The sequence below is a fragment of the Terribacillus saccharophilus genome, from assembly GCF_046592895.1.
Taxonomy (GTDB): domain Bacteria; phylum Bacillota; class Bacilli; order Bacillales; family Amphibacillaceae; genus Terribacillus; species Terribacillus saccharophilus_D.
In genome coordinates this window covers 227,959-244,949 of the sequence record NZ_JAWVPU010000001.1, presented here as the reverse complement: position 1 = coordinate 244,949, position 16,991 = coordinate 227,959, and the positions used below count along the sequence as shown (strand labels likewise).

The window sequence follows — 16,991 nt, the reverse complement described above, 5'->3', positions numbered from 1 at the left end:
AGTTGGGTAATTCGAATGATATAGCATAGAAGAATGGAGTAATGACATGGGCAAAAAAATCGAAGACAAAGCACTCGACCGGATCATCAATGAGATGGTGGAAGCTGTCGAGAACAGCAAGGATGAGATTTTTTACATAGGGGAAGAGTCACGCATGGAATATGAGCAGCTGCTCACTGACTTGCAGCTCACCAAGGAAAAAGTGGCCGATATGATCAAGGAAGGCGATCAGCTGGAACAAAAGGTACGCTATTCCAAGATGCGCTTGTCCGATGTAAGCCGTGATTTTGATCGCTATTCAGAAGAGCAAATCCGGGAAGTGTATGAGCAGACACATAAGCTGCAAATCGAGCTGCGCATGTCCCGTGAAAAAGAAAAGCTTCTGCGGGAGCGCCGTGATGAAATCCAGCGCAGACTGCAAGGGCTGGAGCTTAAAATGAAGCGTGCCGAGGGGCTTGTCGGGAAAATCGGCGTCGTCCTCAATTATCTGAATGATGATTTCAAACAAGTCTCCCAGCTTATCCATGATGCCAAGGAAAAGCAGGAATTCGGCTTGAAAATCATCGAGGCACAAGAGGAAGAACGCCGCCGGCTTTCCAGGGAAATGCATGATGGTCCTGCCCAAATGATGGCGAATATCCTGCTCAGGTCCGAGCTTGTCGACCGTACTTTCCGTGAAAGAAGTACGGATGAAGCATTGCTCGAGATTCAGAATATGCGCAAGATGGTCCGCAGCTCGCTGTATGAAGTGCGTCGTATCATCTACGACCTTCGTCCGATGGCACTTGATGATCTGGGCTTATTGCCTACTATAAAGAAGTATTTGGCCAATATTGAAGAATTCAATAATATCCATATTGATTTTACAGCCCTGAAAGCAGAGAAACGGCTGGATTCGAAATACGAAGTGGCCTTATTCCGACTAACCCAGGAAGCGGTTCAAAATGCAGTCAAGCACGCAGAACCAAGCACGATCAAGGTGCGCCTGGAAGTGATGCAGGATTTGGTTGTCATCAGTATCATCGATGATGGAAAGGGCTTTGATGTCACTTTGAAGAAAGAAAATTCCTTTGGAATCATCGGCATGCGGGAGCGTGTCGAAATGCTCGATGGATCCATTACTTTCCATTCCGAAATCGGGAAAGGCACCCGAGTCCTGATCAAGGTACCGCTTACAGAAGGATAAGACTGGCTATAATAAGGTAATTATGCTTATAATTAAAAGCGTGTAAAAGGTTATTAATTTAGTCGGGATTTCAAACGCACTTATATTTACTCATAATCAACCTAAAAATGCACCAACACATGAAAATTGATAAGAACTTGTAGGAGGAGCGAACCATATGAGTACTGGAATATTACTGATTGACGACCATAAACTATTTCGAGAGGGCGTTAAGCGCATCTTGGAATTCGAACCGGCTTTCCAGGTGGTAGCAGAAGGCGACGACGGGTCAGAAGCTCTTGAATTAGTTGAAAAATACAATCCTGATGTAGTCCTGATGGATATCAATATGCCGACAACTAATGGTGTACAAGCTACAGCAGACTTGATCAAGCACCGTCCAGATATCAATGTGATCATTCTTTCCATCCATGATGATGAGAACTACGTGACACATGCTTTGAAAACAGGGGCACAAGGCTACTTGCTGAAAGAAATGGATGCTGATTCCCTGATTGATGCCATCAAGGTGGTCAGTGAAGGCGGATCTTACTTACATCCGAAAGTCACACATAATCTTGTGAAGGAATACCGCCGCCTGGCTGAGGAAAGCAGTTCATCCATCTCCAGCAAAATCGGCGAACATCGCCGTCCGCTGCATTTGCTTACACGTCGGGAATGTGAAGTGCTGCAGCTGCTTGCTGATGGTAAGAGCAACCGCGGCGTAGCGGAATCACTGTACATCAGTGAAAAGACAGTCAAAAACCATGTGAGCAATATCTTGCAGAAAATGAATGTGAATGATCGTACACAAGCAGTTGTAACAGCAATCCGCAACGGCTGGGTCGAAGTTTTATAAGAGGAAAGTCCGGGTGAAAGCTCGGGCTTTTTTTTGTTTTTCATGCTGATAGGGCTGGAAAAATCGTGGTTACTGACGTAGAAACTGTTATATGATGCAGAGCTGTGTACGTCGAATTTACTATTCCAGTGATGCAAAAAACACGGGCATAGGGTAAGATAGAAGGCAGAAATACGAGAAAGCCAGATTAACAAAAGGGAGACCGATAGCATGAATATTGCTGTAATGACAGATAGTACAGCATATCTTACGCCAGAACAGCGAGAAGCATTTGACATACATATGATACCGTTGCAGGTCGTTTTCGATGATGCAACGTATGAAGAAGAAGTGGATATCACCGCTTCGGAGTTTTATGAAAAAGTGAAGCAGCAAAAGGACTTGCCTAAAACATCACAGCCTGTGGTCGGCAAAGTGATCGAGAAGCTGGAGGAACTCAGTAAATCTTATGATGCGGTCATCAGTGTGCATCTTTCCAGCGGCATCAGTGGGACATATCAAAGCATGGTAGCCGCAGATGATATGGTAGAAGGAATCGAAGTCCATGCATATGATTCCGAGCTTAGCTGTATGGCGCAGGGCTACTATGCATTGGAAGCTGCACGTATGGCGAAACAAGGCGCTTCTGTGGAGGATATCCTGAAACGATTGGATGAGATGAAAGAAACGATGGTAGCGTATTTTATCGTGGATGACCTTTCCAATTTGCAGCGAGGCGGACGCTTGAACGGAGCCCAGGCTCTTATCGGCAGCTTGCTCCAGGTGAAGCCAGTTCTGCATTTTGAAAACAAAGTCATCGTACCATTTGAAAAGATTCGCACGAAGAAAAAGGCAATCAGCCGGATCAAAGCACTATTCGCTGAACAAGCAGCAGATGGGGCAAAGATGAAGGTATGCTTCATTCATGCCAATCGACCGGAAGAAGCAGAAAACCTTCGTCAGGAATTGGCTGCTGAATATCCCAATGCAGAAGTAGAAGTATCTTATTTCGGTCCGGTTATCGGGACTCATTTGGGAGAAGGCGCAATTGGGCTGTTGTGGTACAAAGTATAAAAGAGGAGGAGAAAATTTCTTCTCCTTTTTCTTATCGAAAGGAGCAAGCAGATGGAACTTGATCCGAAACGCTATGCCGGCAAGCGATTGTTGCGCCGTGAAATCCCACTCTCAACGAACACCTTCGAAAACGCCCTTCATCATCATCACTTCAAACAAATCCCTCCTTTCCGAAAAGAAAAAAACAACCCTTACTGTAACCGATGCAATGCGACAGGACACCATTTACAACGCATGGATTGTCGGATATGCAACCTCCACCATATTTATTGCAGAAACTGTATCCAAATGGGAAGAGTCAGCAATTGTGACCATTTCTACGAGTGGACTGGCCCTGAACCGCAGTGGCCGGCTCATGTTGACCCTTGTGCATGGGATGGGGAATTGACCGAACATCAGCAGATTGCTGCGGATGCCATCGAGCAAGCCATGAAGCAAAATGGGAAGCTCCTGGTTCACGCAGTTTGCGGTGCAGGGAAAACCGAGATGCTGTTTAAGGGTATGTCAACGTCGCTCCGACACGGTAAGCGTATTTGTCTCGCCACACCCCGTGCGGATGTGGTCCGGGAATTGCTGCCGCGATTCCGGCAGGCATTTCCCAGTGTCACGGTTCAGGCGTTATACGGCAGCAGTCCGGATAAAACAGGTGACAGTCAGCTGATCCTGGCGACCACGCACCAGCTGCTGCGGTTTTATCAAGCTTTTGATGTACTCATCATCGATGAAATAGACGCGTTCCCATATCATGCAGACCCCATGCTGCATGTCGCTACAGAAAGAGCCAAGAAACCAGATTGCGCCTCCATCTTCCTCACTGCCACACCCCGCCAGAAAGAAAAGCGGCAAATCGCCGCCAAGACGCTTCCGCATGTTTTCGTCCCTGTCCGTTTCCATGGGCAGCCACTGCCTGTCCCAACTTCGAAGATTTGCTTTGGAATGAAAAAACAATTACAAAAAAGACACTTTCCGACGCAACTAATGAAGTGGCTCCATAAACGCATGAGGCCGACAAGACAACTGCTGCTTTTCCTTCCCACTGTTGTCATGGCCGATAGCTTGCAGACAGAAGCACAGATACTGCAACCGTTTGCGGAAAAGATTGTGCCAAAAAGCCAAGCACAAACGCTTATCACCACGGTCCATGCTGCCGATAAAGATAGAGAGGCAAAAGTACAGGCATTCCGAAATCGAGAAACAGCCATCATCATAACAACGACCATCCTGGAACGCGGGGTGACTTTTCCATCCGTGGATGTTGCCATTATCGATGCTGGTCATGATGTTTTTGATGAAGCGGCAATCGTGCAGATTGCTGGTCGCGCCGGTCGCAGTCCTGCTGACCCGACAGGAGAAGTTGTATTGTTCCATGAAGGAAGAAGCAATGCGATGGATGATGCCGTGCAGGCTATCCAGGATATGAACAAAATGGCAAAGCGTCTATGACTGAGTGTGTGAACTGCGGCGAAACGACGATAAAAAGACCCATCTGGTCGACAATATTATGGCCAGAACGTTTATCGATTCTTTGTTCAGCATGTGAAGCATCTTTTCAGAAACTGCAAGCACCGGGATGCCCGATCTGCATGAAGCAAACGGAATCTGAAGTTTGCGCAGATTGCCGCTTTTGGCAAGCGTCCAGCTCTTATGATGTGCTGGAGAAGAATGTATCACTATATGCTTATAATGCAGCTATGCAAGATTATATAGCGAGGTGGAAATACCGTGGTGATTATGTGCTGGGTCAAGCGTTTGAAGCCGACTTCAAGAAACTCTATCAGCGGCATTTTCGTGAAGGCGATTATGTTGCTGTACCGATTCCGTTGAGCCAAGAACGATTATCGGAGAGAGGGTTCAATCAAGCCGATGAACTGACAAATTTTTCGGGGGCTTCCCTACAGGCGGTGCTTGGAAGGCAGCATGGGGAAAAGCAATCCAAGCGTAGCCGCGTGGATAGGCTGACTGCAGAAAATCCTTTTCATCTACTGACAGAGCCTCCTAAATACGCTGTTTTGATCGATGATATTTATACAACAGGTGCCACTCTTCGCCATGCAGCTCGATTGCTGAAGGAAAATGGTACCGTTCATGTGGCAGCCTGTACCCTTATCAGAGGGTAACTTTCCCATATGCCAAATGTCGGAGAAACAGCGGTTTTATCACATTATCATGCTATAATCATACTAACAAGGACACGAATCAGTGTACCTATTATACTAGGAGGAGGGCGTCAGCCTATGTTAGAACTAGCAAATTGCGTCCGCTGCGGAAGCGTATTCGCACGAGATTACCGAGATATTTGTCCAAATTGTCATCGAGAGGAAGAGCGATCCTTCCAGATGGTTTATCAATTCCTGCGTAAACGTGAAAATCGCCAAGCAACCATCCAGCAAATTACGGAAGCAACAACAGTCCCGGAATCATTGATCATCAAATTCGTCCGGGAAAAAAGGCTGCAGCCAAGTCAATTCCCGATGTTGTCTTATTCCTGCCGCAATTGTTCCAACCAAATCACGGAAGGTGAAATGTGCGCGGATTGTAAAAATGAGATGCGCAAGGAATTGGATGTCGCCCGTGAATTGGAGGAAAAACGTACAGCTGCTGCCGGAGTGAAAGAGCAGCGTACATATTATAATGCAGACAGATCTGCGAATTAATTCGGCAAAACGCTTAACATTTTCCCGATATTGACCGATACTATCTGTAAGAGTGTTAAGAAGTTGGAAAGGGGTGCAGATCTGATGAAAATTCAAGGTCCGAACCAATCCGGTTTCAATCCGTACACAAAACAGCTCAAGCAGCAAGCTGATTTGCAAAAAGCAAGTCAGCGCCCGGATAAACTGGAAATTTCCTCGGAAGCGAAACGTCTCCAGGAAGGCGATAAAATCCAGGCAAGCCGCCAGAGCCATGTGGAACAGATAAAAGCCGCAGTACAAAATGGCGAATATAAAGTCGATGCAGAGAAGACCGCTAAGAAAATGATGGATTTTTGGTCGTAGCACCAAGGAGGAGCAACCATGGCTTTACAAGCTTTATTTCAAACGATTGAAAAACTGCATAAATTGCACCGTAGCCTGCTGGAAATCAGCCGCCTGAAAACGGACCATCTGAAAGCAAATGAGATGGACAGCCTGCAAAAGCAGCTGCTGGCCGAGAAAAAGCATGTGCAAGCGGTCGTGCAGCTGGAGAATTTGCGGATCACGCAAACAGAATCCTGGGCAGTGTCTGCTGGATTTCCGGTACCGGGCACTGTAACCGAGCTTTTGGAACTGATCACAGACGACGAGCTGGCAGGACAGCTGGAACAGGAGCTGATCGGCTTGACGGAAGCAGTGACAGAACTCAAGAAGCAGGAAGCGCTCAATCAGCAGCTGCTGGAGCAATCGATGCAATTTGTGCAGATTTCCTTGGATATGCTTGCTCCCTCCATCCAGTCATTGAATTACGGTACACCTAACCAGGATCAGCAGCGGCCGCAGAATCGCGCCTTATTCGACTCCAAGGTATAACACATTTACGGAAAAGCTATCGGTTAAAGGGGATATAGAAATGGGATCGACTTTCGCAGGATTAGAAATTGCCCGATCTGCGCTTTTTGCGCAGCAAACGGCATTACATACGACAAGCAATAACATCGCAAATGCTAATACAGAAGGCTATACAAGACAACGTGTCAACTTCGAACAAATTTCTCCATATCCAGCCGCAGGACGCAATCGTCCACAAGTCGTCGGCCAGCAGGGAACAGGCGTCATGGCCGGATCGATCGAACGGATCCGCGACAGCTATTTGGATGCGCAGTACCGTTCGCAGACTGGTACGGCTTCGTATTGGAACACAAAAGCAGAAGCTCTGAGCCGTATGGAAGGCATCATGAATGAGCCATCCGATTCAGGTCTATCTGCCGTCATGAATGATTTTTGGAGCGCTCTTCAGGATTTGTCCGCAACGCCGGAAGAATCAGGAGCACGCTCGGTTGCTTTGCAAAAGGGACAGGCTGTGGCAGAGACATTCAATTTCATCTCGAACAGCCTTACCAATGTACGAGCTGATTTGAAAGATCAAATCGACAATGTATCGGTGAAAAGCATCAACTCCTATATGAATCAGATCAATGAATTGAACAAACAGATTGCCGATATGGAACCCCATGGCATGGTGACGAATGATTTATACGATAAACGCGATGTACTCATCGATGAACTATCTTCCATGGTCAACATTAAGGTCGACTACGAAAAATCAGGCGGTCTGGCACCGACAGCGGCACAAGGCATTGCTAGGATCACTTTGGTGGATGAACAAGGTGCGCCTCAAACTGTGCTGGTTGATCCTGATACAAAAGCATACAAAGAAATGTCTGTCCAGTATGGACAAGATGAAAACGGCATGACTGCTGTCTCAAGTATCACTTTTGGGGATACACCGATTTCTGTGGAGAACTTCATATCTAAAGGCGAGCTTAAAGGTTTGATAGATTCATATGGTTATCTGGAAAATGGTACTGTCAAAGGTGCATATCCAGAGATGATGCAGAATCTTGATAAAATGGCGTACAGCTTTGTTGAAGCTATAAATACTGTCCAGCAGGATGGTTATTACAAAGATGGAACAGATTCTGAAATTGACTTCTTCAATCATGGAGGAGATGAGTATGGCGCGGCAGCGAATATTAAACTGTCAGCCGCAATTGATGGAAAACCAGAGCTGATTGCCGCAAGTGCAGATGGCACTTCCGGAGATGGTGAAAATGCGAAGAAACTTTCTGAGGCGATGCGTGATCCTAAGTTAGGTCCAGATGGAACTTCCATCAGCAGTTTTTATGAAGGTATGATCGGAACATTGGGCGTAGACGCACAGGAAGCAAACAGGCAAAAAACAAACTCCACTTCATTGGTTGACCAAGCTGATTTGCAGCGTCAATCTGTTTCCAGTGTCTCACTTGATGAGGAAATGACCAACATGATCAAATTCCAGCATGCTTATAACGCGGCAGCCCGCAGCATGACAGCCGTCGACGAAATGCTCGATAAAATCATCAACAACATGGGATTAGTAGGGAGGTAAGTAAAACATGCGCATAACACAAAGTATGATGTCCAACAGTATGCTGCGTAATCTGAGCAACAGCTACAGCGACTTGAATAAGTACTCTGAACAGCTGTCTTCCGGTAAGAAAATCACCAAGCCTTCCGACGATCCCGTCGTGGCAACGAAGGGTATGAGTTATCGTACCGAGGTACGTGATGTGGAACAGTACAAGCGGAATCTTTCCGAGGCGCAAAGCTGGATTGATAACTCTGATTCTGCTTTAGGTAATGCCACAAGTGCGCTGCAAAGGATTAGAGAACTGGCAGTTCAAGCCAGCAATGGAACATATGAAGAAGGACAGCGGGAGAATATTGCCGAGGAAGTCGACCAGTTAAAAGAGCAGTTGGCGACAATAGCTAACACCCAAGTAAATGGTAAATATATTTTCAACGGAACTAACACCGATACAGAACCTGTAACGATTAATAACGATGGAAGTGCGGCGGTGAATATTAACTCGAATCCAGTTAACCTTACTTTATCCAAGGGCGTCGATGTAAAGGTGAATGTGGATGCAGATGCTGTTTTCGGAGAGAAATTATTCAATGATTTAGAGAATTTCTCTGCTGCACTACGTTCTGATGCTGCCGATGAAGATTTGGATGGTTACATCGGTACTGTTGATGAAAATATCGATAGTCTGATTAATGAACGTGCTGATTTAGGTGCACGTATGAATCGGATGGATCTTGTATCATCTCGATTGGATGACCAAGAGCTTTCTGCCACAGAATTGATGTCTAATAATGAAGATGCCGAGATGGAAGAAGTCATCATGAATATGGTATCTCAGGAGGCAGTGCATCGTGCTGCGATGTCAGCAGGTGCGCGGATAATTCAACCGACTTTGATGGATTTCTTACGATAAATAGATAGAGCTCTGCCAGCTGGCGGAGCTTTTTGTTTAGAGAGGAGTTATGTATATGCAATTGCCTCAAATACGAATACAATCCCAGCAAGCTAAAATAAGTCTACAAACAACAGATGCGACAGTTGGCATTCAACAGCCTGGAGCAGAGCAAACTATCCGTCAACCAGAAGCGGAAGTTACGATGCATACTACACCATCCAAGCTCACGATCGACCAGACTCAGGCTTGGAACGATATGGATTTGAAGTCAGTTTTCAAGCGGACCGAGGAATTTGCTGAACATGGAAAAAAATCTTACTTGGAAGGTATAGCTCGTCGGGTTCAGGAAGGAAAGGAAATGATGAAAATCGAAAAAGGCGGCGATCCAATTGTTTCACAGGCTAAAAGGATAGATGATCGCAAAATAAAAGAGTTTGGAATTGGATGGATTCCATCGCATTTTGCCGTCAAGATTGATTATCAACCCTCCGAGTTGGATATCAATGTAAAAATCAACGCGCCAGAGATAAAAAATACAGCGCAGAAACCGCAATACAATTACCAGCCAGGTCAAGTACATACTGGAATGAAACAATACCAATCACTAAAAGTAAATTTTGAGGGCTTGAAGTTTTATGGAGTCAATGGTTTCGAGTTAAATATATGAGGAGCTTAATGATGAAAATTGAAACAAAATACTTCGGCAAAATGACTATAAATGAAGAGAAGATAATTCGCTTTGAGAAAGGTTTACCGGGTTTCTATGATGAGAAGACATTTGTATTGATTGATTTTCCGGATAATCCAGTGTTTCAAATTCTGCAAAGTACAACGACAGCAGTAGTTGCTTTTGTAGTAGCCAGTCCTTATCATTTTCAAATGGATTATACTTTTGACTTGAGTGAGCAAACGAAAGAAGGTCTCGGCATAACAAAACCAGAAGAAGTGAAGGTTTTATCCATTTTGACTTTGAGGGATCCTTTCATTGACAGTACAATCAACTTGCAGGCGCCGCTTATCATTAATGCTGAATCACTAATTGGAGAGCAAATCATCCTAAATGATAGATTTTCCACACGCACGCCTTTACAAACCGAGAAGGCGAGGGCGTGATATGCTAGTTTTAACAAGAAAAGTAGGAGAATCAGTAAAAATTGGAGACCATATAGAATTGAAAATCCTTAGTATAGATGGAGAGCAAATTAAACTAGGAATAGAGGCGCCGAAGGAGATTGCCATACACAGGAAAGAAGTTTACCTGGCTATCGAGCAAGAAAATAGTGCAGCAGCCGAAACATCTGTCGATTTACTCAATTTCTTGAAAAATAATATAGAAAAAAGCTAAACATCTGTTACTTTCCTCCGATATAAATAGTACAGCAAAGGAAAGCACGGGCGGCCGACCGCTGCGAACCAATGAAACCACAAGGATGTGGGCTGTACTTACACTCAAGGAGGAATTTTAAAATGAGAATCAACCATAATATCTCAGCTCTAAACACGTACAACAAACTAAGCTCTAACAACTCTGCTACACAAGGCGCACTAGAAAAACTTTCTTCTGGTCTTAAAATCAACCGTGCTGGCGACGACGCTGCAGGTTTGGCTATTTCCGAAAAAATGCGCGGACAAATCCGTGGTCTAGATATGGCTGCGAAAAACGCACAAGATGGCGTTTCTCTAATCCAGACTGCTGAGGGTGCTTTGAACGAAACTCACTCCATCCTACAGCGTATGCGTGAACTTGCAGTTCAGTCTTCCAACGACACTAACACTGCTTCAGAAGACCGTGTAGCACTACAGGATGAATTCACTGAGTTGAGAAAAGAGATCGATCGTATCTCTACTGATACTGAATTTAACACGAAAAAACTTCTTAACGGTTCTACTACAGAAGTAACATTCCAAATTGGAGCAAACAGCAGCCAGCTTCTAACAGTTTCTCTACAGTCCATGGACTCTGAGGCCCTTGGAATCAATGATCTAGATATCAGTTCTGGTACCGCTTCTGAAATCTCTAGCATGATTGCTGTTCTTGATTCAGCGATCAACTCTGTTTCTAGCTTCCGTTCTAACCTTGGTGCGAACCAAAACCGTCTAGAGCACACTATCAATAACTTGAACACGTCTTCTGAGAACTTAACTGCTGCTGAATCTCGTGTAAGAGATGTAGACATGGCTAAAGAAATGATGAACTTCACTAAGAACAACATCCTTTCCCAAGCTGCACAATCTATGCTTGCACAGGCTAACCAACAGCCACAAGGCGTTCTTCAGTTGCTACAATAATCAATCTATAAAGGAGCATCTTTGCTCCTTTATAAAAATATCGTATCAAATAATTTGATACGATATTTTTATTTCATATAGGGGGATTACCATGAAACCTTTCATTTCTCTGTGCATGATTACAAAAGATGAAGAAACTGTTTTGAATAGATGCCTAGACTCCGTCAAGGGTTTAGTAGATGAAATCATTATCGCTGATACTGGTTCGACGGACCGAACAAAAGAAATTGCGGCAGCATATACGGAGTTAGTATATGATTTTGAATGGGTAAACGACTTTTCAGCTGCGCGAAACTTCGCACAATCCAAAGCGTCAGGAAAGTGGATCATTTATCTTGATGCCGATGAATACGTGGATGAAGAGAATTTCAAGGATGTTGTGAATAAACTTAAAAATATGGATGATGACCAAGCTGATGCCTTCATGGTAACTCAAGTAAACTTTTTGGGGGATTTTGGAGAGGGCGTTACACATACAACGACAATACGTATTTATAAAAACCTTTCTTCCATTAACTTTTATCGTAAAGTACATGAACAGCTCCAAATGGAAAATGGTAAATTAAGAGTAGATGCATTAAACTTATCTGTTTATCATTCTGGTTATTTAGCACGTACATTAAAGGCGAAAGATAAGAATGCTCGTAACACTCCATTGATTAATAGGGAATTAAAAGGTAAAGCAGATGGATTTGATTATTTCAATTTAGGAAACGAAATGCTCTCCCAGAATAAGTTTGAAAAGGCTGCTGAGTTATACAAAAAAGCATTCCAGAAGAAAGATTCAATTCAATATTTATGGGTTTCCCTAGCTGTAGAAAGATTGATACACTGTTTGGGTAATTTAAAAAGGTATCATGAGGCTCTCCAGATTGTGGATGAAGCTATAGAGCTTTGGTCGGGAGCAATTGACTTCCGTGTGCAGAAAGCTCTGATTTATTATTCTCAAGGCAGACACCAGGAAACTAAGAAAGAATTGGCTTATCTTGATTGGGGTAAGCAATGGAAAGTAATTAACAACGTTAATTATTTGGAATATTTGCCGTTCTATACATTAGGCAAAATATATGAAGAAGAGAAAGATTTGACAAATGCTGTACATAATTACAGCAAAGCACTCAATTTTAACAAAAACGACGTTCAGACAATAACTCATCTTTTCCGTTTATTGACGACATATCATACAGACGAAGAGGTTGCCATATTTATAGAAAATAATAATTTAATGAATAGTAGGACTTCTGAGCAAGTGTATATAAAATCTCTCTTGGATATAGGTGCAACTTCTTTGGTCGAATTACTGGTAGAAAGAAAAGGAATAATGAGGACTAGTGGCCTGGATTTGAAAATTCTAATTGGCAAAGACGACTTTGACGCGATTAAAGCGAAAATTGATGATTATTCTATCCTTCATCTATTCGGAGACAGTTATTTCGATTTATATGATCTCGTCATCATATCACATGAACTGGATGACAAGACGTTCTTGGATAAATTAAAACATGCTTTGTCTCAAGAAGACTATCAGATATTGGAATCGCTAATCACATTGACGAACTTGGATAAGAATCTTAATGTGGTGGAACAGTTGCTGTCCAGATTGGTCAGATTGCAATTATTTGATGCCTTTGAAAAAATCGTTGATACTATTCAGTCTGGAAAGCGAAATAATATAATTGCCCGTGTCCTGTATGCACATGGACATAAAGAGTTAAGTGCAGAATTTTATGCCGCATCCGATTCTAAACGTTTGAATAGGAAAGATTTCGTCAATGTAATGGAACTTGCAATTTCAGATAACGATATTGACCTTGCTTTGACATTCGGTTTCCAATCAATCTCTCAGGATGCAGCCCATTTCAAGGTTCACGAAATGATAATGGAGTGTTTGCAAATCAAGGGGGATGACAAAGATATTTCCTCTTTTCTTGAAATAACTAATAAGAAGTATCCTGGTAACTACCTTTCACAACGAGAAAGTCAACAAGCAGGGGCGAAATAAATGAAGGATTACCAAATAACCGTCATTGTACCTATGTATAATGTGGAGTCACATATAGAAGAAACAATTAATTCTATCACCGGGCAAACAATGTTTGAAACTGTAGAAGTATTAATTGTCGATGATTGCTCGACGGACGCTTCTTGGAAGCTCGCTGAGCGAAAAAGAAAAAAGTATCCATCCAATATAAGATTGATACGACAGCCTAAAAATGTAGGTGTTTCAACTTGTCGTAATTTGGGCTTGAAAAATGCGAACGGGGAGTATATATTCTTTGCAGATTCGGATGATATACTTCCACATGATGCATTGGAGAAGCTATATACTGCTGCAAGCAGAACAGGTGCGGATCTAATTACAGCCCCCTTTAATCAACTAATTAATGAAGAACAAGAAGAAGCAAGTCTTACGAAAATCTTTCCAGAATTAAAGAGAGAGGGAGATATAGATATCGAAAAATCTCCTTCCATCATTTTTAGTATTTTTTGCTGGGGTAAATTATATAAAAGAACATTGATTAAAGAGATGTCATTCCATGAAGATATTAGTTTTGGAGAGGATCAGATTTTTACGATTACAGCCATGCTTCGTGCAAATCACATTTTCAATATACCTGACATCACATATCATTACAGAATGCGTCTTGATTCGATAACTAAATCAGCAACCAGTACACAGGCTCTAGATAGCTCCATTCGTGTTATGAAAAGGGTGGAAGAAAGTATTGATTCTTCCTCTCTGATGCAGAAGTCTACTCTGAAAAGTTATTATTTTAGGTCTAGTTTGATTAGAGATATTTGGGGACCTTTTCGTTTAGCTTTGACAGCAGCTTCTCTCGGAGAAAGACACCAGACGCTCTCATTACTTAATGATTGGATTTCAGGACTTCCTGACCAGTACATACAGAATTTCATCAAAGATTTCAATGAAATTATGAAAGTGACCAGTGAATACTTTCCTGGTATGGACAACAAGACACAGCAATTACTGGTCTCAATTCTTAGAACAATAAAGAGTAAATATGGACAACCCGCACTAAACTAGTTAAAGTAAACGTATTCTACGTTTACTTTTTTATTTGTCTAAAAAAGGGGTGTTCGAATGATCATCGATTTTTCACTCATCTATACCGATGGGACTGGATTCTTGGAAAAGAGGCTGACCAAAACAATTGAATTGCTTGTTGATCGAGGTCATACTGTGAGAGTTTTCCAATCGTATAGATCGGATAATGTTACATTGGAATCTTCTTTACCCGAGATTTACTATTATGGTGAGAAAAGCGGACTGGAATATGAGAGTCCTGATTCCTTAATCAAGGGTTACACGAACAGCTTAAGACATCATGGCAAGCCGGATGTTATTGTGGCAGTAAAAACCCCATTAATGAATTATGTGTGCAGGACGGCGGTGGCACAGCTGAATGGGCCAGTACCGCGGATATACTCTTGGTTGCAAGGAGCACCAGAGGAATTTGGTTATGAGGAGGCGCTAAAATTCAGTGACGGACACTTGGTCATGAATGAGCAATTAGAGGAGGCAGTGCAGCGATATGTTTTTCAGGATCAATTTCTGCATATGATCGGTGAGCCGATTTTGACAGAGAGGTATGGCGTTATACCGCGTCCCACGGAAAAGGCACACTTTGTTGCAGTTGGAGAGCTATCTTTATTTGACAACTACTATGAACAAGTTCTCTCTTCGTTTAAATCAATTTCAGGAAAGGCAATTTTGACAATTCTCGGAGATGGTCCTGATAAGACAGCTATTTATAAAATGGCCCAGAAAATGGGTGTCGACAAATCAATTGTGTGGAATGATTCGACAGGCAATATTTGGCAGCATATGGAATCAATAACAGCATTGATTGTGAATGGAAACTATGAAGAGTCCCATCAGATTACAGTTGAAGCATTAGCAAGAGGGATTGTTCCAGTCGTAGAAGAATCTGAGACTTTGCCAACACTTAAGGCATTACCATCAATTGTCGAAGGTGCTTATGAATTACCTTCAGCAGAAGCGTGCCAAATGATGGCGCAACCATATTATACTGAGTCTGTGGTCGATTTTATGGAAACAGCACTGCAGGAAGAAAGCTTCGCTGAGATTCCATTGCAAGCTATCCATGATCCGCAATACCTTTACTTTAAAGTATTGAATGACATTCTGACAAGTGCGATTTTTGGATCTGAGCTCGTCATTCAAACAGAAGACGAGATTGATTATCTAGCAAGCTTCTTTACACAGCGATACATTAACGAAGATTTTAAGCCGCTTGATACAAATATAATCAGACAAGTGGCGTTTCCGAAAGTGGAATCCATCGACTACCACTACTCGCGAGCATCCGTACGTTTGCTGCTAATTCAAACGTGGAAAGAACATGATAGATCTGAGAAAGTATATTATCGCCTGGAAATGATCAATAAGGCGGGTACATGGAAAATTGATCAGCTGCATCGCGAGGCTCCTTACCGTCCGGAAGAGTTAGCTATTTCTGAGAATGGCCGCAAAAAGCTAGTCATGGTAGCACGCAATAGCAGCGGTTCAAATACGTATGCCATGTCAAAGCATATTCCAGCATCCATCCAGGAGTCTTTCGATGTAGAACTTCTCCTGCAGCAGGAAACGCAGGAGTTTCAAGAAAAGGTTAAAGCAGCCGATGTGCTGATTATCACCGAAGCGAATATCAAGCATAACAAGAAGCTCTATAACCCTAACCAGCTAATAATAGATACTTGGCATGGCTTCCCGCTGAAGGCGATGGGATTTGCTGATAAGAATGAGCAAAATAAGCATGTGTTGGCAGATCGTTGGGGGAGCATCAATTATATATGTTCTTACTCGGATTTTTTCAGCGATTTGATGCTTCGCTGCTTCAAATTGAATCCAGACCATATACAACTCACCGGAGCGCCACGGAATGATTTATTGCTGCAGCGGCCTGATACACATTTCCTAAGAGAAGAATTCGATATCGATCCCAGTGAAAGCCGGATGATTTTCTTTATGCCGACTTACAGGCAAGTGGCCCATAATGATCGAGCCGATACGAATTTAAACCGGGATAATCTTTTCGGTATGGAGAGTTTTGATAATGATCAGTTCTATGATTTTCTGGAGCGGGAGAATCTGGAGCTGATTGTGAAGCTGCATCCTGCTGAGGAGAAGCTGTTTTTGAATCATTTCGAGATGCAGACGCGTGTACATCTGCTGACGGATGAGATGCTGACTCGTTATGGAATGGATTTGTATGAAATCATGCCGCTTGCGGATATGCTGATCACGGATTATTCCTCCATTTATTTTGATTATTTGCTGCTGGATAAGCCGATTATCTTTACACCGGTTGATTTACACTCTTATCAGCAGAACCGGGGATTCATTCTCGATTCGTATACAAACTGGACTCCTGGACCAAAAGTGGTATCTCAGGATGCACTGCAAGATGCTTTGGCTTCCTTTTTGGAGAATCCCTCTTGGTATGAGGCTGAGCGTAAACAGATCCGTGACCGGGTACATCACTTCCAGGACGATAAGTCATCAGAACGTGTTTGGCAATTTATCCAAGAGAAAATCGCGGCATATAGCCAGCCTGTATAAAACCGTCATTCAATGGCGGTTTTTTTTATGTAAAAAGAGGTTTAGTCTATGGAGTAAGTGGGTATAGAGAAGGCGATTCACC

Annotated in this window: 17 protein-coding genes; all 17 read left to right on the top strand. The window is 43.1% G+C overall.

Annotated elements, in window-relative coordinates; translation table 11 throughout:
• Positions 1–46: 46 nt before the first annotated feature.
• Positions 47–1,186 (top strand): sensor histidine kinase, encoded by a 1,140-nt coding sequence (locus SFC66_RS01250; protein WP_411216891.1) that lies wholly within the window; start codon positions 47–49, stop codon positions 1,184–1,186.
• A gap of 157 nt (positions 1,187–1,343) precedes the next feature.
• Complete coding sequence (locus tag SFC66_RS01245) at positions 1,344–2,024, top strand: response regulator (protein ID WP_411216890.1); 681 nt, start codon at positions 1,344–1,346, stop codon at positions 2,022–2,024.
• A gap of 210 nt (positions 2,025–2,234) precedes the next feature.
• Positions 2,235–3,077, top strand: coding sequence for a DegV family protein (locus SFC66_RS01240; RefSeq protein WP_411216889.1), 843 nt, complete (start codon positions 2,235–2,237; stop codon positions 3,075–3,077).
• Positions 3,078–3,128: 51 nt separating this feature from the next.
• Positions 3,129–4,520, top strand: coding sequence for an ATP-dependent helicase ComFA (locus SFC66_RS01235; RefSeq protein WP_411216888.1), 1,392 nt, complete (start codon positions 3,129–3,131; stop codon positions 4,518–4,520).
• Between the two features lie 140 nt (positions 4,521–4,660).
• Complete coding sequence (locus tag SFC66_RS01230; RefSeq protein WP_411216887.1) at positions 4,661–5,194, top strand: ComF family protein; 534 nt, start codon at positions 4,661–4,663, stop codon at positions 5,192–5,194.
• Between the two features lie 117 nt (positions 5,195–5,311).
• Complete coding sequence (locus SFC66_RS01225; protein ID WP_411216886.1) at positions 5,312–5,731, top strand: TIGR03826 family flagellar region protein; 420 nt, start codon at positions 5,312–5,314, stop codon at positions 5,729–5,731.
• Positions 5,732–5,815: 84 nt separating this feature from the next.
• Positions 5,816–6,073, top strand: coding sequence for a flagellar biosynthesis anti-sigma factor FlgM (flgM, locus tag SFC66_RS01220; protein ID WP_411216885.1), 258 nt, complete (start codon positions 5,816–5,818; stop codon positions 6,071–6,073).
• Between the two features lie 18 nt (positions 6,074–6,091).
• Entirely contained in the window at positions 6,092–6,583 is a 492-nt protein-coding gene (locus SFC66_RS01215) for a flagellar protein FlgN (protein ID WP_411216884.1), read from the top strand.
• Between the two features lie 40 nt (positions 6,584–6,623).
• Positions 6,624–8,141 carry a flagellar hook-associated protein FlgK gene (gene flgK / locus SFC66_RS01210; protein WP_411216883.1) on the top strand — a complete coding sequence of 506 codons (1,518 nt, stop codon included), beginning with the start codon at positions 6,624–6,626 and terminating at the stop codon, positions 8,139–8,141.
• Between the two features lie 7 nt (positions 8,142–8,148).
• Positions 8,149–9,033 (top strand): flagellar hook-associated protein FlgL, encoded by an 885-nt coding sequence (gene flgL / locus SFC66_RS01205; RefSeq protein WP_411216882.1) that lies wholly within the window; start codon positions 8,149–8,151, stop codon positions 9,031–9,033.
• A gap of 55 nt (positions 9,034–9,088) precedes the next feature.
• Complete coding sequence (locus SFC66_RS01200; protein ID WP_411216881.1) at positions 9,089–9,682, top strand: DUF6470 family protein; 594 nt, start codon at positions 9,089–9,091, stop codon at positions 9,680–9,682.
• An 8-nt stretch (positions 9,683–9,690) separates the two neighbouring features.
• A complete protein-coding gene (gene fliW, locus SFC66_RS01195; protein ID WP_411216880.1) occupies positions 9,691–10,128 on the top strand; it encodes a flagellar assembly protein FliW in 438 nt (145 codons plus the stop codon).
• A gap of 1 nt (position 10,129) precedes the next feature.
• Positions 10,130–10,360 carry a carbon storage regulator CsrA gene (csrA, locus tag SFC66_RS01190; protein ID WP_411216879.1) on the top strand — a complete coding sequence of 77 codons (231 nt, stop codon included), beginning with the start codon at positions 10,130–10,132 and terminating at the stop codon, positions 10,358–10,360.
• A gap of 122 nt (positions 10,361–10,482) precedes the next feature.
• On the top strand, positions 10,483–11,304 hold the full coding sequence (gene hag / locus SFC66_RS01185) for a flagellin Hag (RefSeq protein ID WP_411216878.1): 822 nt from the start codon (positions 10,483–10,485) through the stop codon (positions 11,302–11,304).
• Positions 11,305–11,395: 91 nt separating this feature from the next.
• A complete protein-coding gene (locus tag SFC66_RS01180; protein ID WP_411216877.1) occupies positions 11,396–13,306 on the top strand; it encodes a glycosyltransferase in 1,911 nt (636 codons plus the stop codon).
• On the top strand, positions 13,307–14,350 hold the full coding sequence (locus SFC66_RS01175) for a glycosyltransferase family 2 protein (protein WP_411216876.1): 1,044 nt from the start codon (positions 13,307–13,309) through the stop codon (positions 14,348–14,350).
• 57 nt (positions 14,351–14,407) lie between these two features.
• Positions 14,408–16,909, top strand: a complete 2,502-nt coding sequence (locus tag SFC66_RS01170; RefSeq protein ID WP_411216875.1) for a CDP-glycerol glycerophosphotransferase family protein — start codon at positions 14,408–14,410, stop codon at positions 16,907–16,909.
• Positions 16,910–16,991: the final 82 nt, after the last annotated feature.